Source organism: Mycoplasma amphoriforme A39 (genome assembly GCA_000723365.1).
GTDB lineage: Bacteria > Bacillota_I > Bacilli_A > Mycoplasmatales > Mycoplasmoidaceae > Mycoplasmoides > Mycoplasmoides amphoriforme.
Genome location: HG937516.1, coordinates 250,622 through 274,183, shown reverse-complemented (window position 1 = coordinate 274,183; position 23,562 = coordinate 250,622). Strand labels below are relative to the sequence as shown.

Genomic DNA, 23,562 nt, shown 5'->3' with positions numbered 1-23,562 from the left:
TTTGATGAATGAATTTTAATATTTGCAGTTTTTAGAAAATGATAGAGAAAGTTTTTATATTTTCATTAAACTGCTTTTTTGGGTTAAATTTTTAAAATTCACATAAAATTTGAAAAACTTTTAATTTGGGAACAGATTTGCTATTTTATTAGTTTTTCTATAACGAATCTAGAGACAATGCTAATTTGAGGTTTAATTTTTTTGTAATTTTCTTTTAATTCAACTAACAATTCATCGAAGGATTGAACATTTTTAATTCTTTCTGTGATTTTATCTATATCTTGGTCGTAGACGCCCATATCCTTTAACATTCTCTTTTCTAAAAAATGCATATAGTATTTGTGCTCTATTGTTTTAATAATTTTTTCTTCGATTAGTTTTTTTCATTTTTCAGAAATATTTTCTAACTTCATAAAATATAAAATTACTTGTGTTTTTTTATAGAAATCATGTTCTAAATTATTTTTTAATTTTAGAACTAAATTAATTGTGGAGTCGATTCCTTCTTTACTGTAACATTTATGAGTATCATTAACTATTTTTTTGACACTTTGATAAGACTTATAAGTTAATTTGTTAATAACAAAGGCCTCACGATTAATTTTTCAATCATGAGCATCATTCATTATCTTATACAGTGCCCTTACCAAAGATAGTTTTGAAGTTTCTTGATCGCTCAGTATATTTTCAATTTCTTTATATAATTTGTGTTTATTTTCGTTAAATCGATGAAATAGAAATTTTATTGTTTTGTATCTAAATTGAGTTGCAAAAATTTTTATATATTCATCATATGAAATGTTCATTTCTTCAAGAAGATCTGTAAATTCTTTATGTTTTTTATAGTTTCCAGAATTAATATCCATGTCTATGCTATCTTTATCTGTTAACTCAAATTCGATAGATTTTAATGCATCTTCTTTACGATATTCTTCATCTTCGTCTTCTTTTCTTATGTAATGAGCTTGTCCTAAGTAGTATTGAAATAATCTCCCACTTCGTCCAACAAGATTAAAAAAATCAAATGCATTAAATTTAGTTTTGTTTATTTTTGGATTTGTAATAATAATATTTTCGCAGGAAGTATTAACGCCTTCTAGTAGAGTCGAAGTACATAACATGACATAATATTTATTTTCTTGATCATTAAATAATTCCATTTGAAGAATTCTTATTCCTAAAGGTAGTTGTCCGTGATGGACTAAAACCCCCTTTTTCAAACCTTTCAAAACTGATCATTCAGGATGTATTTCTTTTGATGCTCATTCAATAAATTTATTTAGAGTTTTGTTTTCATCAATATCTTCGTTAAAAAATTTTGTTTTGATAATAAAGTTATTTAGGGCTTTAACCGTATTAAAATATACTAGACATTTAGTTTTTTTCAATTCATTAAGCAGTTCATCTATTTTTTGATTTCTTTCCTTGCCCTTTTTAATTTTGTGTTCATGAACTCTGTTTACGACTGCTGAAAAATCACTTGAAAAAAATAATGGAGCATCACTCCCCTTATTATTTATGATCTCTGTTAAAAATGGAGCCAACAATAAATATTTTTTGGATTTTTCTTTCAAAAATCTATATGCTAAATTTAATATAAGCACTCTATCGTTATTTTCATCAGTTTTTAGTTTATATACTTCGTCAACAACTAAAAAATCTATATCTGGTAATGATCTAGTTATTACTTCATTTTGGACTACTCTATCGTGGGTTACTATAAACAGATTTTTAGTATTTGAATCATACGTTATATTTGAATTAAAATTTGTATATATTTTATATTCGCTAAAAGCTTCTCTATATTTTCTACTAATTTTTTGTCTATATTCATCTGATAATGCTAATGTAGGAACAACTAAAACAACGTTTTTTGGTTGAGCTCTTGCTATGTACTCAAACACAATAAAGGTTTTCCCAAAGCTGGTAGGAGCACTAAATATAAGACCCTTATTTTTTTTAATTAAATTTAATACCTTCATTTGCTCTGGATGTAAGGACACATTATCATCTATGTGACTACAAGCAAATCCATTGTAGATAGCTGACTTAAAAGAATAATTTTTTGAATACATAGTAAGACCTAAACCAAATAAGGATTCGGAATATATTTTTTCGTATTCTGCTTCAGTTTTGTTTTTTTTAGCCTCATGCAAACCTAAGATGCATTCATCTCTATAATGTTGAATTTTGTTTTGATTCATATTCATCACATTTCTTTTTTTGCTATTTTAATTGCATATTCTATAAATTTTTTCTTGTTTTTTATGGGTAAGGAAATAAATAAATATTTGGTTTCTACATCAAGCATTTTTTTACTTTTAATATTATTTAATTTCTTAATAATATCCTCAATGATATCATTGATGTTTTCTTTTTCTTTATTTCCGTGTGCTATAAAAATAGGAATCATAATATTTTCAATTTTTGTTTTTTTTACAAATTCGCTAAAATCTTTGCAATTATCAATATCGTTTTTATATTTATCGACGAAACTGTTGCTCAATTTGAAATTATCACTTCGTAGAACTGACAAATATTCTTCTTTAATCTTTTCTTCGTATTTTTCAAGAGATTTATTCACTAACTTAATTCCATCTGTTAATCTTTCTGTTAATTTCGATTCGCCAAATATTATTTCATTTTCATTGTCATTATCGTTATAAAATAGTAGATCAATTCCGTAAACGCTCATATTTCTGTTTGTTGTTAACTTAAATTTAGGAGTAATGATTTTATATTGAAAATATTTTGTCATAAACAAATGAAAAATATATTCTCCCAGCATCCCAATTTTGTTTTGATTTATAAAATATTTGTCATCATTACTTTTTTGAAGATCATATTCTACTATTAGTGTCTTTTCTATTTCTTTGTCATCTAAATCCTCCGATTTTAACGGAATTTGTTGCAGATCTTGATTTAAAAACCATGAAATATTTTTAAAAAGTTTTGTATATTCTTTTTTTCCTAAGTTTTCAAAATTTGTTGATGCACTCATCTCTGAATAAAGAAGTAAATTTTTTTCATTAAATATATATGAAACAAATCCCTCCAAAAATTTATTTTCATCTTGAAAATTTAAATATATAAAACAATACTTATTTTCTTTCTTGTAAACCTTGAAATCTTCGAAATCAGTTTCTTGCATGTTAAAATCGCCCTTTTGATAATTTTTCAAATTAAAAATCTTAAAGTTTTATTAAATATTTATATTATTCAACTTTTAGATAAGTATTGATTGCAGTATAACTAAAATTAAATCTTATTTTGAAAGTCGAATCTTATTGCTGACCGAGTCTAAAAGTATAATTTAGACGCAGTATCAATATACTAAATCTAAAATTTTAAATGCAAAGTAATGAAAGTGGTAACAGAATGCCTGTATAAAACTTTTAATCAAAAATAATTAGCTTCTTTAAGTACAGCATGACTTTATTGTAGATTTTATTTTTATAAATAGCAGTTAATGGGCTAATCTAATTGATTTTAACTATGATTATATTTAAAAAATGATTACATACTAATAAATTTCTTGCAAATCAAACAAACTATATTATTTTGAAATTATTTTGAATTTTAATTGCTTTAAACAAATACATAAGGTATTAACTAAATATTAATTTGACTTAATATGCACTAATTTAATTCATTAAATACAATTTATACGCATAAATTTATCTTAAAGTTTTTTATTTACTTTTCTGTTAGCATTTGTTTAATATCTAATAAAACCTTTTTCTTAAAAAGCTTTCAATCACTTGTTCAAATTCGGAAATGTTTTCAACCACGTTTTTGTAAAAAGATATTTTTATAAATTAAATTTTCATAAAACTGACTAATCCCATCAAATTGTGGCAAATCGATGTCGACTGCTAGTTTAGGAATTCCGTCTTTATAAAAAACAATATTAAAAAAATATGTTCCTTCCAGTACATTCTTTTTAAGGTCAAAGTATTGGCCAAATACTTGATTTAATAAATCTCACACTTCAGTGGCAATTTTTGCATCTTCAGTGAAATTAATTGACTCACTGGGATTGGTAATGGTTTGTTTTTTAAGATTTGAAGAACTGGCTTGTTCTTCACAATAACTTAAATATTCAACTAATAATCTGGCACCTTCCGAATTACTTGCTCACCCGCTATACTCATTTGCTTTATTTGTTTTAAATAGTTCAATGCGACTTTTAGCCCTTGTAATGGCGACGTTTAAACGATTAGCACCTTCTTCTTTACTAATTGGTCCGTAATTATTAACCGATTTATCATATCCTAACGAAAAAATAATAATATCGCGTTCATCACCCTGAACATTTTCAACATTTTTAACAAACAAACCGATATATTCACCATTAGGTGTCGTTCGTTCCCTTCATTCATTAATTAAAGGATCATTAACTTTGTCCAGTAAATTTTCAATAAAATCAGCTTGCGTTTTATTAAATGTAATGATTCCAACTGTTTTTTGGTAATCATCAGATAATACTAATTTTTGTAAACGTTTAACAACTTCTTGAGCCTCTTCAATATTGCGATTATTTTGTCATTTTCCGCTGCTAATTTCATGAACAATAAAGGTTTGATTTGGCCGAATGGCTTTATCCATAAAAATCAATTCATTGCCATAAATATGACTATTAGTAAAGGCAATTAAATTACTAAAATTCGAACGGTAATGGTATTTTAACATGCTGCTTAACCGTGCCCGTTCTTTTAAAAAGTGAATTAAACTAATTGCATTTACTGCTTCATCAGTTTCAATCGCATTGTTTTCATCAATTTCAGCAAAAGCATCATCTTCATAATTGGCTCGCGACTGGAAAAAAGATGACGGGTGTAGTTGTTTGGTATCACCAGCAATAATGTATCTTTTACCACGATACAATGCTGGTAAAGCTCTTTCTAAAAAAACTTGGCTAGCCTCATCAATAATTACATAATCATATAAGTCACGTTGGTTTTCTAATAAAATAGATGCACTTTCAAACGACATGATATGAATCGGATACAACCGGTTAATAATCTTGCGATTAATACTAAATCATCACGGTATTTCCTTGGGATTACTATTGCGACCTTGCCGGCAAATTTCTAATAATTGTTTTTTGTCAGATTCATAAATCTGGAAGAAATTTTTAATAATTTTTGATTTTAAATTCCGTTTGCATGCCTCAATATATTCGTAAACACTTTGTGAAAATAAACTTTGAAATTGACTAAAATTAAATTGAAGTTCATCAATTTTAGCAATATAAGGAGCACTTTGTTCTTGCATAAATCACGAATAAAAGACAGCTTTTTTATTTGCTAGAACATTATTTTCTAGACAATGTTTGATTGTCTGATATTTGCTTTTGCTTGCAAATTTTTTTAAACTATCAAAACGTTTAATTTGTAATGATAACAAGTTAAAGGTTTTTTCTTCCTTAGGTGTTGGTTTAAAAAAGGGATTGGATAATTTAGGGACTTCAATTAGCTTTTTCTTGTAGAAATTATGGATAATTAACATGAAGCGTTTATAGTTTTCAGGTTCTTGATGTCAGGCATGATAAAAAGCATTAAATGTATCACGGCCTCATGAATTAATTAATTGGTTATGTAATTCATTGTAAGCGACGTGTTGCTCTAATCAACTTTGATTTGTGAAAACACTTAGTCACTCTTCAAATCTAGCAACATCATCTAGTTTAATGAAACTAACATCCATCAATTTGAAATTTAATAAAATGTCTTTAAAAAGATGGGTCTGAGTACCTGTATTAATTTTTTGATTGTAAAAATTTTCAATTTCACTAGCAAGTTTGTAATAACTAGGTACAAGTTTATTATCAAAAGTTGCCATCGGCGTGTTTAGCAATTGGTTGCTGTAGTTTTCGCTAAAATATTGCTCAAAATCAGCAAACTGTTTATAAAATTGCTTTTTGTTTTCTGTTAAACTTGGAATATACATCGCAATGTGTTTTAGATTCCCAAGGCGGTTATAAACGACTTCCATGGCAGTGGCCTTTTCGCTAACAAATAAGGCAGTTTTATTATTTAAGACAATATTAATTAAGATATTTAAAATGGTCTCTGATTTACCAGTTCCAGGCGGACCTTCAACGACAATGTCACCAACTAAAGCATGTTTAACTGCTAATTGTTGGTAAATATCTAGGTGACTATATAGATAGATTTCGCTTAAATCAAAATTATCCATAAATTCTTTATGATTAAAAATTAAATCACGCTTACTTGATAGAATCTGATCAATCGCATCCGGGTCATTACCCATCATTGTGGTGAAATCTTGAAATAATTTATCACCCTTGACTTCAAATAAGCCTAACAAAACGTTGTTTGTTAGTAAATTAACAGTATATCCTTTTGTGGCTTCGCCAAAATCACTTTTGGCTTTTTTGACAAAAGGCACCACTTCGTTAGTTAATGGGGCCTTAAAATAAATATCTAAATCTTTGAAACAATTAAGTGCTTCGTTTAAATCTAATTTTTTAGGATTATATTGATTTTTAAATAGAATCCCCTTTTTATTAACTTCAACACCTAAAATTGTGGGATTTAAAATATATTCAGTTTGGTTAATATGTAAGATAATTTTTTGGTATTGACTAACTGGCTCCATTTCGACTTGGACATACAATAAAGGGGCTCGAAAATAATCACCAAACTCATTACGTCCCTCGATGATTGGTAAACCAATAAATAAACCAACATCGCCCGATTCGCGTGCTTGCCGCTTAATTTGCTTATGTAGTTTAATAAAATCATTTTGAAAGATTTTAAAAAGATCATCAGTTGTTCCGAAACGACGCATGCTTTCGTTTTCAGGAATGTCTCTTAACCGTTTTAAGTCAATTTCAACATATTCATGGCGTCCTAAAAAGTCCATGATCCCGTTGAGGGAATGATCTTTAATATTGGAAGCAATTTTAATTAATTCACCGATATCTAAAATTGATGAAGATAAACTAGGCAACCAGAAACTATTCGCCTTAGTTTTTGTTGAAACTAAGCGATTTTTAAGTCATAATCAATCTGTTGCCATCACAATTCTCCTACATTTGATAACTTTTTATATTTTAACTTATTTATATTAAGTCTTCATAAACATCAATTTTCATAGACTAATTAAAATAAAAATCTTCATAATTTAAAATGTTGGAAGATTTTTAAAGATGATTTATTAAGGTAATAATAATTGTAAAAAGGTATTTTGGTTTCTGGTGATTAAAAAAATATTTTTAATTTCTAGTTGGTACCTTCTAGAATTTTAACAATGTTTCCTAATGCTTCTGTGCTACTAATTCGTTTTTGAATTTTATTTGCAGTTGATGAATATAAATCATTTTTAATTCTAGCGGCAGCTTCGCTTGTTTTCGAGTCTGAAGGAGCACTTAATAAATTAATGTTAGCACTCGGATCAAGAAAATTTAAAAGGGATTTTAATGATACAATTGCACTTCGTAAATAATTCCGACGGGTAAATAGTTGGTTGTGTTTGGCTTTATCAGCAGCAGTTTTTTCGCTTTTGCCTTTAATACTATCAATCGATTTGGTTAATTCATCATATTGTTTTTGTAAATTACTTAACTGTTGATTAGTTACTAATGTTTTGAGCGGAACAATATATCCGGAATTTTCAATTAAGTACTGGGCTGCACTAATTTCCCGGTCACCATTTTGATCATCATTTTTAACTTTCACGTTGCCAGCATACAATCAACTTAAGAATTTTTGCGTACCCTTATTTAATTTTTCATTTTTAACATCAATAGCGACCAAACTAGAACCACCATCTAAATATGTTTGATTGTTATTTTCAGAATTAGATCTTAATAGTTGTGAACCATAATAGATTTCATCATATTTAGCACTTCTTTTTTCAAATTCTTCAAAAGTCTCAGCAGTAGGCATTGTAGGTTTGGCTTTATTTCCAAAAAATCCGAAAGCTGTTGGACTTGCCATTGCTTGTTCAACACCAACAGCTGCAGCAATTCCAAAAGCCGCATCATACGCTCTTAAATCTCATGCCGCTCACACTCCTGTAGATGTTGCGGGATTATTTGACATAAATTGTGTGCTGTGGAAAGAAACTTTTTCATCTGTTGCCGATTGCGGTGCATAAAATTGACTGTATTGATCTCAAAGTTTTTTGTAAGTATTTGCTGATGGATCATTTGGTTTAGCAACATTATAATCAATGAATGAACCTTGTCTTCCGTTTGAATTTGCTTTAAGTGATCACAAAAACGAACCGTTAAGTTCATTAAAAATATCTTTAGCCATAAACGACTGGGCATAATCAATGCTAAAAATACGACCATCATGAACTTTATCATTACCTTCAACTGTAGTTTTTTCATTAACCATTTTTGCAAATTCCATCAACGCTTTGGTTGTTGCAAAATTTTCAGAAGTTATCTTAACGTCTTTAAATGCATTTTTTTGGCTGTCCGAGGAATTTTTAGCCTTTATTGAGTGAAAAATCGATGTTTCTGGAATTTGTGACATCTTTGATTCTACTTTTTTAGCCTCTTGGTATAACTTATAGTCTCCATCAACTACTAGATTTTCATCAATAGTTCCACCATTATCTTTAATTATCGAAAAGATCTTTGCCATATTAACAAGATTAAAAGCAATTGAATCCACGTCGGTTATATCGAACGGAATGTTATATATTGTTTTATCATTAATTGGTTGACCTGCTAGTTTGTTATAGTTTTGCATTAATTTATCAGGGAATATATCAGTTGATATCTTCGTGCCATTAAGGGATAATAACCGACGGTATCGATTAACTAAATATGCTCCAGATTTATTGTTTAAAATTAAATTTGGTAAATTTTTATCGTTTGTTTCAATTTGACTTACAACAGTAGTGGCAAGTTTACTTTCAGAATTTATTTGATTTTGATCAGCAGTTCTGAGTTCTACAGGAACAAAATTAGGTTCATTTTTTTGCTGCTCATTATATAAGTTAACTAACGGGCGCATGGCGATCATTAATGGATAAACCTTACTTTGAGCAGTTTCAAAAATAACTTTGTCTCTAGTAACGTTTGATTTTTGGGTAGTTGAGCAAGCGGATAAAACAGATGTTGCAAATATTAATCCAAAACCAAAAACACTAAAAGTTAAATATTTTTTGCTTTTTTTCATGAATTCTCTCTTTTTTTGAAATTAAAATTTGTAGCCAAACTACAAATTCAACCCTATTTATACTAAATTAGATTCTAACAACATTAAAAATTGCAAGATGTTATCTAAATTTTTGTTTTTATTACTAATGAATGGATCAAAGTCGTTGTTTTTGATTCACAATAAAAGTTAATTAAAATGAATTTAAATTAGTGCTTAAAACAATATTAAATTAGATTATCACATTAATTATGGTGCTTGTAAATGCCTTAAAATAAGTAAAACAATTTTAATAATTGATCGGAGACCATTTATTAAAAATAACAATCTGTATAAACCATTTTTGACTTAAATAATCCTAATCATTATTTAAAAACAACAGATTATTAGTTGCTTTAAAAAAATTAAAATCTTGTTTTGCTTAGATTTTAATCACCAATGATTTTTAATAAAGAATTTTTAAAATTAAATTTAAGGTGTAAATAAAAATATTTTGTTATTTAGTTATCATCAAAATGATTATTATCAAAAAAACTTGCGTCTGAAAACGCATCCACATCAAAGTTTTGAACTTCTGGAAGTTCCTTAACATCACTGATGCCAAATAGATCATAAAATTTTTCCGAAACTTCATAAATAAAGGGCCGCCCCCAAGTATCAGCCCGACCTAATTCAACAATCAATCCTTTTTCTAAAAGATTATCGACAAGTGGTGCTGAATCAGTTCCGCGAATTTCGGAAATTCTAGGTCTTGTACAGGGTTGGTTATATGCAATAATTGCTAAAACCTCCATTAGTTTTGAATTCAAAGGGTTTTTAAATCTCGTGTTAACAAAGCGTTGCATTTCTTTTTTAATTTGAGATTTTGTTAGCATTTTATAACGTCCACCAAATTCTTTTAAACATATTCCCATATTGCTATCTTGATCATATTTATTTTGCATGATCATTAAATGACGTTTAATTTCATCAGTTGATGTTTTCGGTAAGATCTTATGTAATTCAATAATAGACATGCCTTCTTTACCAGCAACATATAAAGCTCCTTGCAAAATTGCTGTAACCGAAAGTTCGATGTTATCTAGTGTTGCTGTATTTTTTTTAATTGGAGGATTGATTTGGACATCTTCTTGTAGGGCAGTACTTTTTGATCTGATAAAATCACGATCGAGATTAGCATTGTTTAAATCGTCCGAGATCAGAGCCTGTTTTTTTTTAATATTAGTTTCTGATACTTGCGTTTTTTTAACTTTAGTTGGTGTTTTTGGTTTGGTTTTTTTAGCCATAATCTTTTATTTTTCTTCTTTCTGTTTCTTTTTCGAATTTTTTATTTGATCTTGTTTGATTTTTAAAGCAGCCCGCTGTTCGGGAGTCATCTTTAAATACTCTTCTCTTGATACATAAGCGTCACCATATTTCTTTTTTAAATATTCTTCGCGTTGTTTGTAATAGTTTAAAACTCTTTCTTTACTGCGTTGCTTTTTGTATTCTTCAACTTCTCGTTTAAACTCTTCCTGACGCTTAATCATTTCTTCAGCAGTTTCTTCTTGTTGGTTAATCAGTTTAGGGTCAGCTAATTCGGCATAGATTTCAGCATTATGCCGGGTTTGATAAAGATTAATTTTATGAAGATTGGCAAGAACTAATAAAACAAAAAAGCAGGTTACAAAATACATTAAGTTAACTTTTAAATAATAGTCTACCGAATTTAAAATTCGCGTCATTGAGATTCGTTTTTGATTGCAATTTTTAATAATCTCATAAATCTCAGCTTGAACAAGTTCAGTTGAAAATTCCTTAATAACTATGGTTTGGTTAGGAACAAGTTTATTGCGCGTTCTTTCCAAAACCTTTTGCATTGCCAAATATAATTTCATTGGATTCACATATTCTGGCAATGGTGCTTCAATGATTTCACCAGGATCTGGCTGGAACACTTTTCAATCCCCAATTTCCTTAGCAAATAAACTAAAACGCTTACTTCGTAATTCTTCAAGGGTTGGCAATACTTCGCGATAGCGTTTGTATTCAATTAAACGCTTAACCAACCGATCGCGTTCTTTGTTATTTTCAATATCAATTTCAAATTGATCTTGTTCAATTGGAATAATTTTTTTTGATTTTAGTTCAATTAAGTAGGTTGCTGTAACTAAATAATCAGTCACTTGTTCAATGTTCACATCGTTAATATGTTTTTTCAAAAACATTAAATACTGTTTGGTTAATAAGGCTAAGTCCAGATTTAAAATATCCATTTTTTTTTCTTGAATTAGACTTAATAATAAATCAAACGGTCCTGAGAAGTTATCAAACTTTAAATTAAAAATCGTTTCCGAATTAGTAGTAATTAACTCCTCATCATTATTTTGATCAGTTAAACTAATTGATTCGGGTTTTCTTTTATAGTGGATGATTTTAAATTCATTACTATCATCATTAATTTCTTTATCAATCACAAAATCATCTAATTTGATTTTTAATTTAACGTCGCATTGATAATCAGTTGGTAGATAACTAACAATTAATTCATGAGCATACGGCAAAGCTTGCTCATAAATGGTTTTACCACCAATAATAAACAAATTATGTTTACTAAAATCCATAATTGCTTTTTTTAAACTTGAGTAAAAGATCACCCCGTTAATATTTTCATTCTTGTGTTTTCTAGTGACTACAACATTAGTGCGGTTCGCTAATGGTTTGCCAATCGATTGGTATGTTTTGTATCCCATTAAAATTACGCCGCCAGTCGTGGTTTTTTGGAAATGCTTCATCTCTTTCGGAATGTGTCATGGTATTTTATTATCCTTACCAATGCCGTGATTTATATCTTGACACCAAATCATTTTTACCATAATTTAAACAGCGACTTTCCCTTGTAGTTTTGGTCATGATTCGTAGTTTTCTAAGATAAAATCGCTAACCTTAAAATCAAATAAACTATCATGATTATTAATGATTTTTAATGTTGGTAATTTTTTTGGCGTTCTTGTCAATTGTTCTTTAACTTGCTCAATATGGTTTACATAGATGTGAGCATCACCCATCACATGAACAAATTTATTAGGAATTAAATTACAAGTTTTAGCGATTAAAAAAGTTAATAATGAATAAGATGCAATATTAAACGGAACACCTAAAAATAAATCAGCACTACGTTGGTATAGCTGACAATTCAATTGGTTTTGATTTGTTACCTGAAATTGGTATAAACAATGACATGGCGGTAATGCCATTTTGGATATATCATTCGGATTTCATGCACTAACAACTAACCTTCGAGAAGAGGGGTTATTTTTAATTTCATGAATGACTGCTTGCAGTTGGTCAAAACCATTAAAATCACGTCATTGTTTGCCGTAGACTGGGCCTAATTCGCCCCATTTTTTTGCAAAAATTTTATCTTCTAAAATTTTCTGTTTGAACCAATTTAAATCTTGTCCATTATATTCTGGCGATTCTTTAAATTTTTCAAAAGGTCATTCGTTTCAAATATTGACATTGTTTTCAACTAAGTAACGGATGTTTGTGTCGCCCTTAATAAACCAGATGAGTTCGTGAGCAATTCCTGAAAAGAACACTTTTTTCGTTGTTACTAGCGGAAATCCATCTTGTAAATTAAATTCCATCCTTTTACCAAAAGCAGTTAAAGTTTTGGTGTCAGTCCGGTTTTCACTTAGAATTCCCGTTTCTAAAACATCTTGTAAAACTTCTAGGTATTGTTTCATTTTGGTTTAGTTTTTAGTTATTTTTTTTATTTTTGCGGTTTTCGTGTAGGGTTTTTAATTGGTCGTAAGTGACTTGTAGTTGTTTACGAATGTTATTAGCCGTTTGGTTAGAATCAATATTCATCGTGTTGATTGGTTGTAGTGGCTTTAAAAACTTGACATATACATCTTTTCCAAGAACCTTATTAAATGGCTTACCGTTCGATGCTAAGCCCTTGTCACGTTTGCCTTCGGTTCCATAAATTGCAACGGGAACAATTGGTGAAAACGTCCGGTATGCAATTTTAATTGCTCCGCCTTTAAATTCACCTAAGGTATCGCCAGGAACTCTTGTGCCTTCAGGAAAAATGCCTAACGATACATTATTGGTTCTTAATTGTTTTTCTTGAAGTTCTAATGATTCAACCATTTGGCGTAAGTTTTGACGATCGACAAACACGCAGTCTATTAATGATAAAATTTTACCGATTTTTTTCGAAAGCAATTCTTTTTTGGCCACAAATGTGATTAATGGGTATTCTTTATGTTTATTTAAGATTTGAATTAGAATCAAGGCATCTAAATTCGATTTATGGTTACAAACAAACAAAACGGGTTTTTTGGGAACATTTTCCCAATCTTTTTCGTGAATTCTAATTCCTTTTAAAAACAAATAACGGCTTACGAGAATATAAACCGTTTTATACCGAGAATCAGCCGGATAATTTTCGGGATTAAAACTATATTTACGTGCTTTGAGTAAGGCAAATATCAATCGAATCCCCACTTCGATGCAAACTAGCGGGAATAAAACAATCCGTAAAATTGCGATTAATATTTGCATTCTAAATCCTTTCGGCTAAACAAATTGCTGTAACGGTATCATTTTCATAAGACACTGATAAGTGCAAAACAATTTCATCATCAATATAGCATTCATACAAGCCATTAACCTTTTTAATTTCCAAATCAGAAAATAATTGTTTAGTTTTCAATGACTTATAAATGGCTTCTTTTAATGCCCAACGCACCGCTAAGAACATGTCTTCGTTGATTGATGATTTTAGCGTTTGGTATTTTTTAAATTCATCAGCAGTTAGCAGTTTCTTGGCAAAATCAAGGGTTTTTTTAGCACTGATCCGTTTAATGCTAACCACATCAATTCCAATTCCTAAAATCATGATTTTACTCCGTTTCTATTGTCAAGCCATAAAGCCTACATTAAATTTGACAGATTCTGCTATGTGTTTAGATTGATCACTTGACATCATTAATGTTTTCATAGACGCCTTACATAACGTTTTAGTTTCCAAACATTTAAGATAATAGCCAAATACGATTAAAATGAATTTTTTTGTTAATTTTTAAATTAACAATCCATGATTAGGTAAAACTTTCATAAATTAAGTCGAACTTTTCACTAATTTACTTAATAAATTTTCAATATTGCTAAGACGGCTTTCAATTTCGTGATTGTTATTTTTTGATTCTAAAGTTTGAATTCGCCGGATCATTAACTGATTACTGTAACCATTGTTATACATTTCGCTTAATTCAGTTTGTAATTTTTGGATGGTTGCCGCTTGGGCTTTGACCTTTGTCATCATGGATTCAAAAGTTGCTTTTGCTGATTGGTAGCGTTGAAAATTAGTTTCGTAGAAACTTAAGGTTTCAATTACTAAATCCAAAAAACTGTCAACATCATCAGGATCATAGCCACCAGCATCGGTTTTTTGAAATCGTTTTTCGGTCACTAGTCTAGCCGAAACATTACTAACCTTATAGTTGTGATCGTTGTTTTCCATGGTTTACCCCTAGCAGTTTCATTATTGTCAATATTATAATTATGAAAATTATATAATACACATTTATCGGATATCAAGAATCTTTGTATGAAAACCTATACACAAAAATTATCAAAAGATGAGATTGTTCAAATTAAGAAGGAATTTGCGGTATTTCAAGTCCGTACTAATAATCCAAATCTTTATTTTTGTTTTAAGTATGAAAATGTTACCATTTCCATTTATAGAACTGGTTCAATTTTATTTCAGGGAAATTATGTTGACAAAGTTGTTAAATTTGTGCTTGCCAAGCATGATGAATCAAAAAGGATACCAGAAGTTAATGCAAAATCTAACACCCCTTTTAAAAAAAAGAATTACGAACCATTGTTTTCCATGGAAGTTAACGAAATCGGGTGCGATGAAGTCGGGGTTGGCGACTATTTTGGTGGTATGGTGATGTGTGTAGCATATGTTAATGAAAACCAAAAGAAAGATTTGCAAAAGATTGGCGTCCAAGATTCTAAAAAACTAAATGATCAACAAATATCAACGATCGCCATCAAACTTATTGATCAATTGCAAATTACTTATGCTGTTAGCAACTATATTGCCTTAGAATATAATAATTTGTACGACAAATATCAAAATTCACACATTTTAAAAACGCTTGGTCACAACCAAGCACTTACCAAACTTTTAAATGCCAATTCCAATATTAAATTAACTAATACGCGAATTATCATGGATCAATATGTTTCAAAACAACACTACTATAATTATTTGGCAAAAATTAATGTTACAAATCCGGTTCGAATTAATACTTTTGAAACTAAGGCCGATAGTAAATATCTTAGCGTGGCAGCTGCTTCCATTATTGCTAGATACGTTTGGTTAAACGAAATTGACAAAATGAGTAAAAAATACCAGATTCCCATTTTTTTAGGAGCAAGTAATCCGAAAATTTTAACAATTGCTAAAAAAATCTACCAAGATTATGGCATCAATGAATTGAAAAAATGTGTGAAATTACACTTTAGTTTTACTGATAAAATAACTGTTAACTAACAATTATTCGTCAATAAAAATATTACGCTCTAAACAAGCGGTAAAAATCTTTTTGTTAATTTCGTTAATTTCCTCAGTTGTTAAGGTGGCGTGATTTTGGGCAATATAATATCTTACAGTATATTTTGTTGGTGCTAGTTTTTCCAGTAATTGGGCTTTGATAAATTCGATATCAGCTTCTGGAGTGATCGTTATTTTTGTTGATTCATGGATGATTTCTGACGATAATGATTTGGAAGTTTTGTAAAAATCAATTGTCGGATTATTTTTTGTTACAAATAACGACTGGTTAAAAAAAACATTGGGACTACTAATTAATTTATCGACCGTTGCCTGGTTGGATGCAATTGCATCACTAGGATTAAAGACGGAAATTAATTCCCATTTTTTAACTTCTTTAATTTTGCTAATTGTTTTGGCAAAGTGGTCAAAATCATTGTTATTTAAAACTTGAAAAGTAATGTCTCTTTCCACGTTTTGGAACTTACTCACCGGTTCATAATTTGTTTCCGTCCGGTTTAAGGACTTAATTAATGGATCTAAATTGATATCTAATGCATAAATTGCATCATGATCTAAATCGTATTCTTTTAATAATGATGGCCTGATACGTCCAATGTAACCGATAATTTCTTGGTAAACAATTAATTTTAAGGCATCGTTTTCAATTAAAAACGGTGATTCTTTAATTTTTTCATAATCACAATTAAACCCAAAATTATTCACGATTACTTCGCTTAACCCCTTCATTGTTAGCAAATTATTGGGAATTTGCTCGTGAGTTAAGGTTGATTTAAACAATGGTGTTGGCAAAACGATGCCGATATGCACGCTTGCATGCTCTAGATTCATAATGTTTTTAATTTCAAACAAGGGTTTTAAGGCATTTTTGCGATCCTTGTTGTATTTCAATACATCTAGTAAGTTATTGATGACATTCAAGCGGAAATATTCGTGATCAGATGATGACGGTCGACGCACCCGCATCGGTTCGCCATAATCAAAGAAAGTAAATTGTTTGGCTTTTTTTAAGGTAGTTAAGTTATAGGTATGGATGTTGGATATTTGTAAATTTTGTAATTTTGCTGATAATGTTTGTAACATTTCATAATTATGGTTGTCCTGGTTTAAGATGTAATCAGCCTTAATAGGTTCAGGTGCAAAAGTATTAATATTTAAAACTTTCACAAGTTCTTCGGCTAAATCTTCCCAGACTTCAACGTCATTACGATAAGTCGGAACTAAAACCTTATTACCCGTAACGCTAAATCCTAATGCAGTCCAGATGGTTCGCATTTTCAATTCAGATAAATTTTTATTGTACCCCAATAGATCAACAATTTTTTTAAAATCAACAACAATTTCGTGATGGTATTTCTTTAAGTTTAATTTTTTTGTTGGTTTGGAAATTTGTTGGGCTACGTTATCTTTAGTTAGATATTCATAAACATAATCAAATGTAAGTTGCGTAGCGTACAATGGTACCTCTTTGCTGTTGATTTGGCTTGCTAAGGTGCTAATTTGTAACCGTTCGACTGTTTTTTGAATTCGTTTATGGTTAAAGTTACCTATTTCAATAAAAAAATTGTTTGTTTGCTGGGTAACTTTACAAGTTTCTGTACCAATAATGCCTGCTAATCCTAAAGTTTTTTCGTTATCAACAACAATCAGATCACCAATTTCAATATTGTAAGTTTTTCCGTCTGCTCCGATCATTTTTTCTTCACTAGCAGCCGTTCGGACTTTAATTGAACCAACAATTTTATCAGCATCATAGACTTGAATGGAGTTGCCAATAAGTAACGAAATTAATGCCATATAATCGTTAATATCATTGTCGGGTTTAATTTGATTGTTAATCAATAATCCTTTCAAATTTCACGATGATGATTTAATTTTTTTATTGCGTAGGTAGATTCCGCCAAAGTATCTGCAATTTTTTTCACTATCATTAATTGCTTGAATGGGTGAGGTATTAAATTTGGCTTCGCCTGAATAATCAATTTTTTTAATATATTTGAGTTTTAAATATGCTGCTAACTCTTGTGAAATAAATCTTGCCCCTTGTCAATCAGGCCGATTTGTTGGCAAACTAATTAAAAACATCGTGTCGTCTGAATTAATATATTTATCAATTTCGGTATCAAATGGTTTAGCATCTTCTAATAAAATAATGTTGTCAGCATCTTCGATTGCAACATAGTTTTTGCTATTTGTGTTTAACTCTTGATAAGCACAAAGCATCCCTTCAGAAATAACACCCCGGATATTTTTGGTACCAACAATTCGTCCGTTAGATAATTGGGCCCCTTCTAAGGCTACAATTGCATATTTATTAATTGCCAAATCACTTGTAACATTTTTTGCTCCACAAACGATTTCGGTAAATTGTGTTTCTTCCAATTGAACTTTACAAATTGTTAATTTGGTAGCATGCGGGTGCTTTTTGATGGCAACAATTTTACCAATTTTAAGAAAATCAGTTTTTACTGATTCTATGACTTGTTCGACTTCGCAACCTATTGCAATTAATGCTTCGATCACTTTTTCGTTGGGAACCAAATTAATAGTTGGAATAAAATTGCTAATAATTTTTTTCGATAAAATCATGGTAGTTATTCCTGAAATTGCTCGTTAAACCGGAAGTCATTATTATACAAATCACGCAAGTCAGTAATGCCATACTTTAACATTGTTAAACGTTCAACACCAATCCCGGCTGCTAATCCTTGCATGTTTTTCGGTAAGCCAGCGGCTTTAATGACATTCGGATGCAAAATCCCAGAACCTAAAATTTCAATCCATTTGCTAAATTTGCATAAAAAGCAACCGTTTTGGCAATTTCAACATTCCACATCAACTTCAAGTGAAGGTTCAGTAAAAGGAAAGAACGACAAGCGGAAACGGTTTTTTAAATCCCTGCCAAAAATATGATTTAAAAAATTTTGAATGAATCATTTATGGTTAGCAAGTGATAATTTTTCTTTAATTCACATGAAGTCAACTTGGATAAACTGGTGGGAATGAATCGCGTCGGTTTTATCGTTACGGTAGACATTGCCAAAACTAACAATCCGAATATCTTTTGATTTATTCATTGCCGCAACGGTTTGAATGGTTGCAGCAGTACATTGACTTCTTAAGAGCTTTTCATCATTAATATAAAAGGTATCTTTTTCGTTGCGGCTTACGTGATCAATCGGTACATTTAAATCATCAAAACAATATTTGATTGAAGTTAATTCAGGAAGGTTCACAATTTTAAAGTTGAACTGTTTAAAAAAACTAACAATTTGTTCAATCATTAAAATTAAAACGTGTTTATTGCCACCTTGCAAATTATTTGATGGCAGCATTAAATCATAGGGTGGCTTTTTAATTTCTTCTTGAACTAACTCGATTTGTGCTTTTTTGGCATCAATAATATTGTTAATATGTTCTTGAAAAACCTTTAATTGTAAGCCAAATGTTTTCTTAAAAGTCACATCATTGGAATTTTTTAAGGTATCAAACAAAGGTTTCACATATTCTTTATGAAAAATATTCCGAACTTCAAATAAGAGTTTTGTTTGGTTCACATTTTTAATTCGATCTTCTAATTTGGTTAATAAATTTTGGGGATTGAAGTATTTATCACTCATGATTTGTTATGACCTTGATTGTTCATTCTAGGCAACTAGTATTTTTCGATTATTATTTGATAAAAAGATCACAACTAAAACAGGGTTATTCGCCCATTTTAGCATGTGAATTGATCTAGTGGTTTTATTAGAATCGTTACGCATTAATTACTTATAATTACAAACATTTTAAATAAACTAGTTTAGTTAACTATTTGCAAGACATATCTACTTAATTTTATCATCTAATAAAAAACTAAGTAAAAGAACTTATTGATTAAAAACCAATAAAAATTGGAACTTGATCATTTAACAAAATGATCATTGCAGTTTATTAGTTAAAAATTATCTCTTAATAGTTTTTGTTTTTTAAAACGTTTAATAAAGTCGATAATGTACGCAAAGTATAATTCAGGCTGATCGTGATGGGGCGAATGTCCGGCATTTTCAATGATGCGAACTTCTAAGTTTGTCGCATGATTCACAATATATTCAATTGATTCTTTAGGCGGAATTAACAAATCGTTTTTTCCAAAAATTAGTAACAACGGTTTATCTTTAATTTGCTGGTACGACCAGTCGGTGTCTTGGGTAGTTTTGGCTGAAATAATATTTTTTAATAACGGTTTAAATTCAGCTTTATTTTTTCAGATATTTTTAACTCATTTCAAGAAACCAAAGCGTTTACCAGTTTGAGGATCACGGGCTGTTAATGCATTAACAATCCGCTCTTTTTTAAAACTAAAAACCATTTTATTTAATGGGTCTTCAAGAATCAAACAACTGATGTGATCGCCAATCAAAGCATTAACCATCACCGCGATTGCTCCGCCCATGGAGTGTCCGATTAAAATCACGTTTTTTAAGTTATTTTGAATGATGAACTGCGAGACGATCTTGGCATAATTGTCAACTTGTAAGTTAATTTCAGATTCGTTTTGATTATCGCCATGACCGGGTAGATTAAAAGCATAATACTTATAACCATGGCGTTTTAATTTGTAAAAAATTGATTGGTGCGATTGGTAGTTACTAGTAAAACCGTGAACAAAAACAACCACATATTTCCGTCTTCATCCCTTCTGGTAGTAGGGTTGAAGATAAGAAGTGTCAATCGACGCTAAAGATCATTCTTCTTGAAAACTTGTTGGACGTTCATTAGTTTCATCATGCATAAATTTCTTGTTTTTAATTGAAAGCGAAAAAATTATTTTTTCGCTTTAATCAATTGTTTTGCGTAGACTTTAACAAAATCTTTAGTTGTGGTTTTATCGATTCCTTCTTTCAAAATTAATTTAGCATTCCGTAATTTTTGTTTGGTTTTATTAGAAGAATTTGTTGCAATTTCGTTTGTTTGTGAATTTGGATTATTGTTTTTTTGGATTGGTGCTGTTTGTGCTAAATCGCTATTAATTTTTGGTTCGTCAAAAGTTTTGTCTAAATCCTTGGTGATTGATTCAATGACTAAATCGCCACCTTCTAAATAAGAGTCCATACCTAATTCTTCAAATAATTCTAAATCATAAAGTTTTTCGGGTCGATCTTCAGAATTTAAATGATGTACGGGGTTTTTAATTAATTCGGGAATCGATTGTTCATTTTGTAAGCGAACACCATTGTTCATAACTTGCAAAGCATTGGCATCAGTAAACCGAGAAATTGACTGGTTAGGTTGCTTTAAATTTGTGCTCTGATCTTGGTAAGTTCCGTGGTATGAAGTTTCTAATTCTTCTAAATCTGATGTTGGATAATACAAAGCGTTTGGATTAGGGTTTGTTGGAATTGCCGGCAAAACTAGACTTAATTCGCGAAGAATTTCTTTCTTTAATTCATCTTTCATTTTTTGTTTAACTAACGCATCATTAGCAACAACAAAGTCATTGCTATGACTGGTTTTTTTTAAAGCACTGCGCATGGTGCTAACATCGCTATTAAATTCTTCTGTTAGACTCGTTGCCTTTGCCGGAACGATTGCTGTGTTATTGTTAATTCGTACATCAGCAGTTTTTAAATGATAAATTTTGCCGGGCGGTTCTTTGACTAGATCATCAATTTCAATCGAATCAATTGGTCCTTCTGTATAAGAACGATCTAAATCGGAAGGTTTTAATTCCAATTCGGCATCGTAATTTTTGGGTTCAACAGAAACAATAGTGGTTTCTAAAGTTTCTGGTAGACGTACTAAATTTTGTTTTTTGACATCACTTAATTCTTTGAACAATTGGTCAAATTTTTCTTTCTGTTCAGATGAAAATTTTTCTACTTCAGCAGCAATTACGTTTTTTTCTTCATTAGCACTAGCTAGCACATCCTTAATCGCATTTTTAGCCTGTTCAGATAATTCAGTTTTTAGTTGTTCGTATTTTTCTTGATTAGAACCTTTAAAGTCACGCAATTCGTTGAGCAAACTTTTAACTTCGGTTAAAACATTGTCTTTTTCAACTAAAGCATCTTGTTTAGCAAGGGCAATGAGTCTTTCTTTTTCTTTTTCAGCTGCATCTAAAAGATCTTGACGCTGTAAATCGAGATATTTTTGGTTTTCTTTAATTGTTTCAACTAAGGAAGCTTGCAATCTTTGGTTTTCTTCTTTTAAGCGTTGTTTTTCGTTTTCAATTTCTTCTTGTGCTGCTTTAATTAATTCGTCCTTTTGTTGCTGGGCTTCGGCAATAATTCGTCGTTTTTCATCAATTAATTGATCGTGTTGACTTTTAGAAACACTCATTAATTCATCGGCAATTTTTTGTTTTTGTTCTTCAAATAGTTGCCGTTCTTTTTCTAATTCTTTACGGGCGTTTTCAATAAACGCTAGTTGTTCTAATTTGGCATCTTTTTGTTCTTGATCAGTTCGTAACAACTCTTCGTTCATTTGCATTCTTTCTAGTTCAATTTTAGCATGTTCAATTTCCATTTGCTTTTGAACTTCTTGATTGGCGAGTTCCCGAATTTTGTCCATCATTTCTTGATTAATATTAACCTTATCGGCTGGTGGTGTTGTTTGTCATGACACCATGCTTGGGTCGAGAATAGTGTGATCTATTTTGACACTGTTAAGTTGTTGTGATTTTTGAGTTGGTACTTGAATTGATTCATCTTCTTCTAGCACTTGATAAGTAGTGTTATTGTTTATTTCTTGTTCTTTTTTAGTTGGTATATAAAATTCATCATCTTTTTCTAAATTATCTGTTTTGAAATCACTAAAATCGTTTTTTAATGTTGGGTGTCTAGTTTGGTTAGTTGGCGAGGTGATTGGATCAATAATTTCATCGGGTTCAAAGTTCGTATTTAAATTTAAATTACTATCTGCTGGAATCGATAGGAAACTAGAAGGTAATTTGTAAAATTGATTGGATGTGTGATGATCCTCTTCTTCTTCTTTAGCATCTAGTTCAATTTTAATTGCATCCGTTGGTTCGCTAAAACTTAAATCAGCACCAAGACTCTGTAAAATGGCTGATTCAGCCTTTTTGTCATCATCTTCGTGTTTTTTTAAATCTTCTAGAGCGATTTGAACTGACATGTGCAACTCTTCTTGATTTAAAGCCACATCTTCCACTGCGGCTGCAATTGATTTGAGTTTTTCATCAACGTTTTGATCAAGCAATAAATCGTGATTTTGATCAACTTGGTTGGTTGGAATGAAATCACTTAATTGCGATCTTGTTGTTTGATGAATTGGTTTGGTTGGCACTGCAGCGTTATTAGTATCGAAAAGGGGATCAGGATGACTTGTTTCATCCAATTGTAGAGAAGGAATTTTCTTAGTTAGGTTTGTTGAGATTAATTTTTCATCGGGAATAACATGTGCGTTTCGACTATCGTAATCTTTCATGACATCTTCAATATAAGTATCATCATCGGGAAGATCGATTTGTAAAATTTCGTTAGTAATCGCATCATTAGCTATGTTGGCGTTTGCTTTGCGTTCTTTTTCGTGATCAATCACCGAACGAAAGATTCTTTCAGTAATTACTTGATCGTGAGTTAATAATAATCCTGATGGCTCGCCTTTATTGTTAATTAATGCTGTTGGGATGTCGCTAAGGTCTTCGCCAATTAAAGAAAAGCGGTTAACTTTGGCTTCTCTTTTTTGACTATAAAAATCATTTGGTTCAAGTTCATCCAAATCTGAAACCCGTGATTTTCCATCGCGATAATTTGTATTTTTCATAATTACTCACCACTAAATTAACATATTTTTTAGAATATTTAATTATCAGATGCTTAAATTATACTTTAAATG

At 30.2% G+C, this 23,562-nt stretch carries 15 protein-coding genes; 1 reads left to right on the top strand and 14 read right to left on the bottom strand.

The window, feature by feature from the left end:
• Nucleotides 1-140: 140 nt before the first annotated feature.
• The 10 genes from ABDB96_RS01055 to ABDB96_RS01010 all read right to left on the bottom strand — a co-directional run bounded on the left by ABDB96_RS01055 (nt 141) and on the right by ABDB96_RS01010 (nt 14,655).
• A complete protein-coding gene (locus ABDB96_RS01055; protein ID WP_343251670.1) occupies nt 141-2,204 on the bottom strand; it encodes a DEAD/DEAH box helicase in 2,064 nt (687 codons plus the stop codon).
• Nucleotides 2,159-3,151 carry a Hachiman antiphage defense system protein HamA gene (locus ABDB96_RS01050; protein ID WP_343251669.1) on the bottom strand — a complete coding sequence of 331 codons (993 nt, stop codon included), beginning with the start codon at nt 3,149-3,151 and terminating at the stop codon, nt 2,159-2,161. Before ABDB96_RS01050 ends, ABDB96_RS01055 begins: the two co-directional genes overlap by 46 nt.
• A 545-nt stretch (nt 3,152-3,696) precedes the next feature.
• Nucleotides 3,697-7,047 carry a DEAD/DEAH box helicase gene (locus ABDB96_RS01045; RefSeq protein ID WP_343251668.1) on the bottom strand — a complete coding sequence of 1,117 codons (3,351 nt, stop codon included), beginning with the start codon at nt 7,045-7,047 and terminating at the stop codon, nt 3,697-3,699.
• Between the two features lie 203 nt (nt 7,048-7,250).
• Entirely contained in the window at nt 7,251-9,164 is a 1,914-nt protein-coding gene (locus tag ABDB96_RS01040; RefSeq protein ID WP_343251667.1) for a P68 family surface lipoprotein, read from the bottom strand.
• Nucleotides 9,165-9,643: 479 nt separating this feature from the next.
• Entirely contained in the window at nt 9,644-10,429 is a 786-nt protein-coding gene (gene scpB, locus ABDB96_RS01035) for an SMC-Scp complex subunit ScpB (protein ID WP_343251666.1), read from the bottom strand.
• 6 nt (nt 10,430-10,435) lie between these two features.
• Nucleotides 10,436-11,998: a segregation/condensation protein A gene (scpA, locus tag ABDB96_RS01030; RefSeq protein ID WP_343251665.1), complete on the bottom strand. Its 1,563-nt coding sequence runs from the start codon at nt 11,996-11,998 to the stop codon at nt 10,436-10,438.
• Between the two features lie 3 nt (nt 11,999-12,001).
• Nucleotides 12,002-12,871 carry a thymidylate synthase gene (locus ABDB96_RS01025; protein WP_343251664.1) on the bottom strand — a complete coding sequence of 290 codons (870 nt, stop codon included), beginning with the start codon at nt 12,869-12,871 and terminating at the stop codon, nt 12,002-12,004.
• Between the two features lie 13 nt (nt 12,872-12,884).
• Nucleotides 12,885-13,694 (bottom strand): lysophospholipid acyltransferase family protein, encoded by an 810-nt coding sequence (locus ABDB96_RS01020; protein WP_343251663.1) that lies wholly within the window; start codon nt 13,692-13,694, stop codon nt 12,885-12,887.
• Nucleotide 13,695: 1 nt separating this feature from the next.
• The gene (locus ABDB96_RS01015) at nt 13,696-14,031 is read right to left on the bottom strand and encodes a holo-ACP synthase (protein WP_343251662.1); all 336 of its coding nucleotides are present in this window, start codon (nt 14,029-14,031) and stop codon (nt 13,696-13,698) included.
• Between the two features lie 222 nt (nt 14,032-14,253).
• The gene (locus tag ABDB96_RS01010; RefSeq protein WP_343251661.1) at nt 14,254-14,655 is read right to left on the bottom strand and encodes a DivIVA domain-containing protein; all 402 of its coding nucleotides are present in this window, start codon (nt 14,653-14,655) and stop codon (nt 14,254-14,256) included.
• Between the two features lie 87 nt (nt 14,656-14,742).
• Between ABDB96_RS01010 and rnhC the strand changes: the two genes are divergently transcribed.
• Complete coding sequence (gene rnhC, locus ABDB96_RS01005; RefSeq protein ID WP_343251660.1) at nt 14,743-15,702, top strand: ribonuclease HIII; 960 nt, start codon at nt 14,743-14,745, stop codon at nt 15,700-15,702.
• Nucleotides 15,703-15,705: 3 nt separating this feature from the next.
• Here the strand turns inward: rnhC and pheT are convergent, their stop codons facing one another.
• From pheT to ABDB96_RS00985, 4 genes are all read right to left on the bottom strand, one after another.
• Nucleotides 15,706-18,312 carry a phenylalanine--tRNA ligase subunit beta gene (gene pheT, locus ABDB96_RS01000; RefSeq protein ID WP_343251659.1) on the bottom strand — a complete coding sequence of 869 codons (2,607 nt, stop codon included), beginning with the start codon at nt 18,310-18,312 and terminating at the stop codon, nt 15,706-15,708.
• A gap of 5 nt (nt 18,313-18,317) precedes the next feature.
• Nucleotides 18,318-19,343 (bottom strand): phenylalanine--tRNA ligase subunit alpha, encoded by a 1,026-nt coding sequence (gene pheS, locus ABDB96_RS00995; RefSeq protein ID WP_343251658.1) that lies wholly within the window; start codon nt 19,341-19,343, stop codon nt 18,318-18,320.
• Between the two features lie 317 nt (nt 19,344-19,660).
• Nucleotides 19,661-20,497 (bottom strand): alpha/beta fold hydrolase, encoded by an 837-nt coding sequence (locus tag ABDB96_RS00990; RefSeq protein ID WP_343251657.1) that lies wholly within the window; start codon nt 20,495-20,497, stop codon nt 19,661-19,663.
• A gap of 32 nt (nt 20,498-20,529) precedes the next feature.
• Nucleotides 20,530-23,490: a coiled-coil domain-containing protein gene (locus tag ABDB96_RS00985; protein ID WP_343251656.1), complete on the bottom strand. Its 2,961-nt coding sequence runs from the start codon at nt 23,488-23,490 to the stop codon at nt 20,530-20,532.
• Between the last annotated feature and the right edge of the window lie 72 nt (nt 23,491-23,562).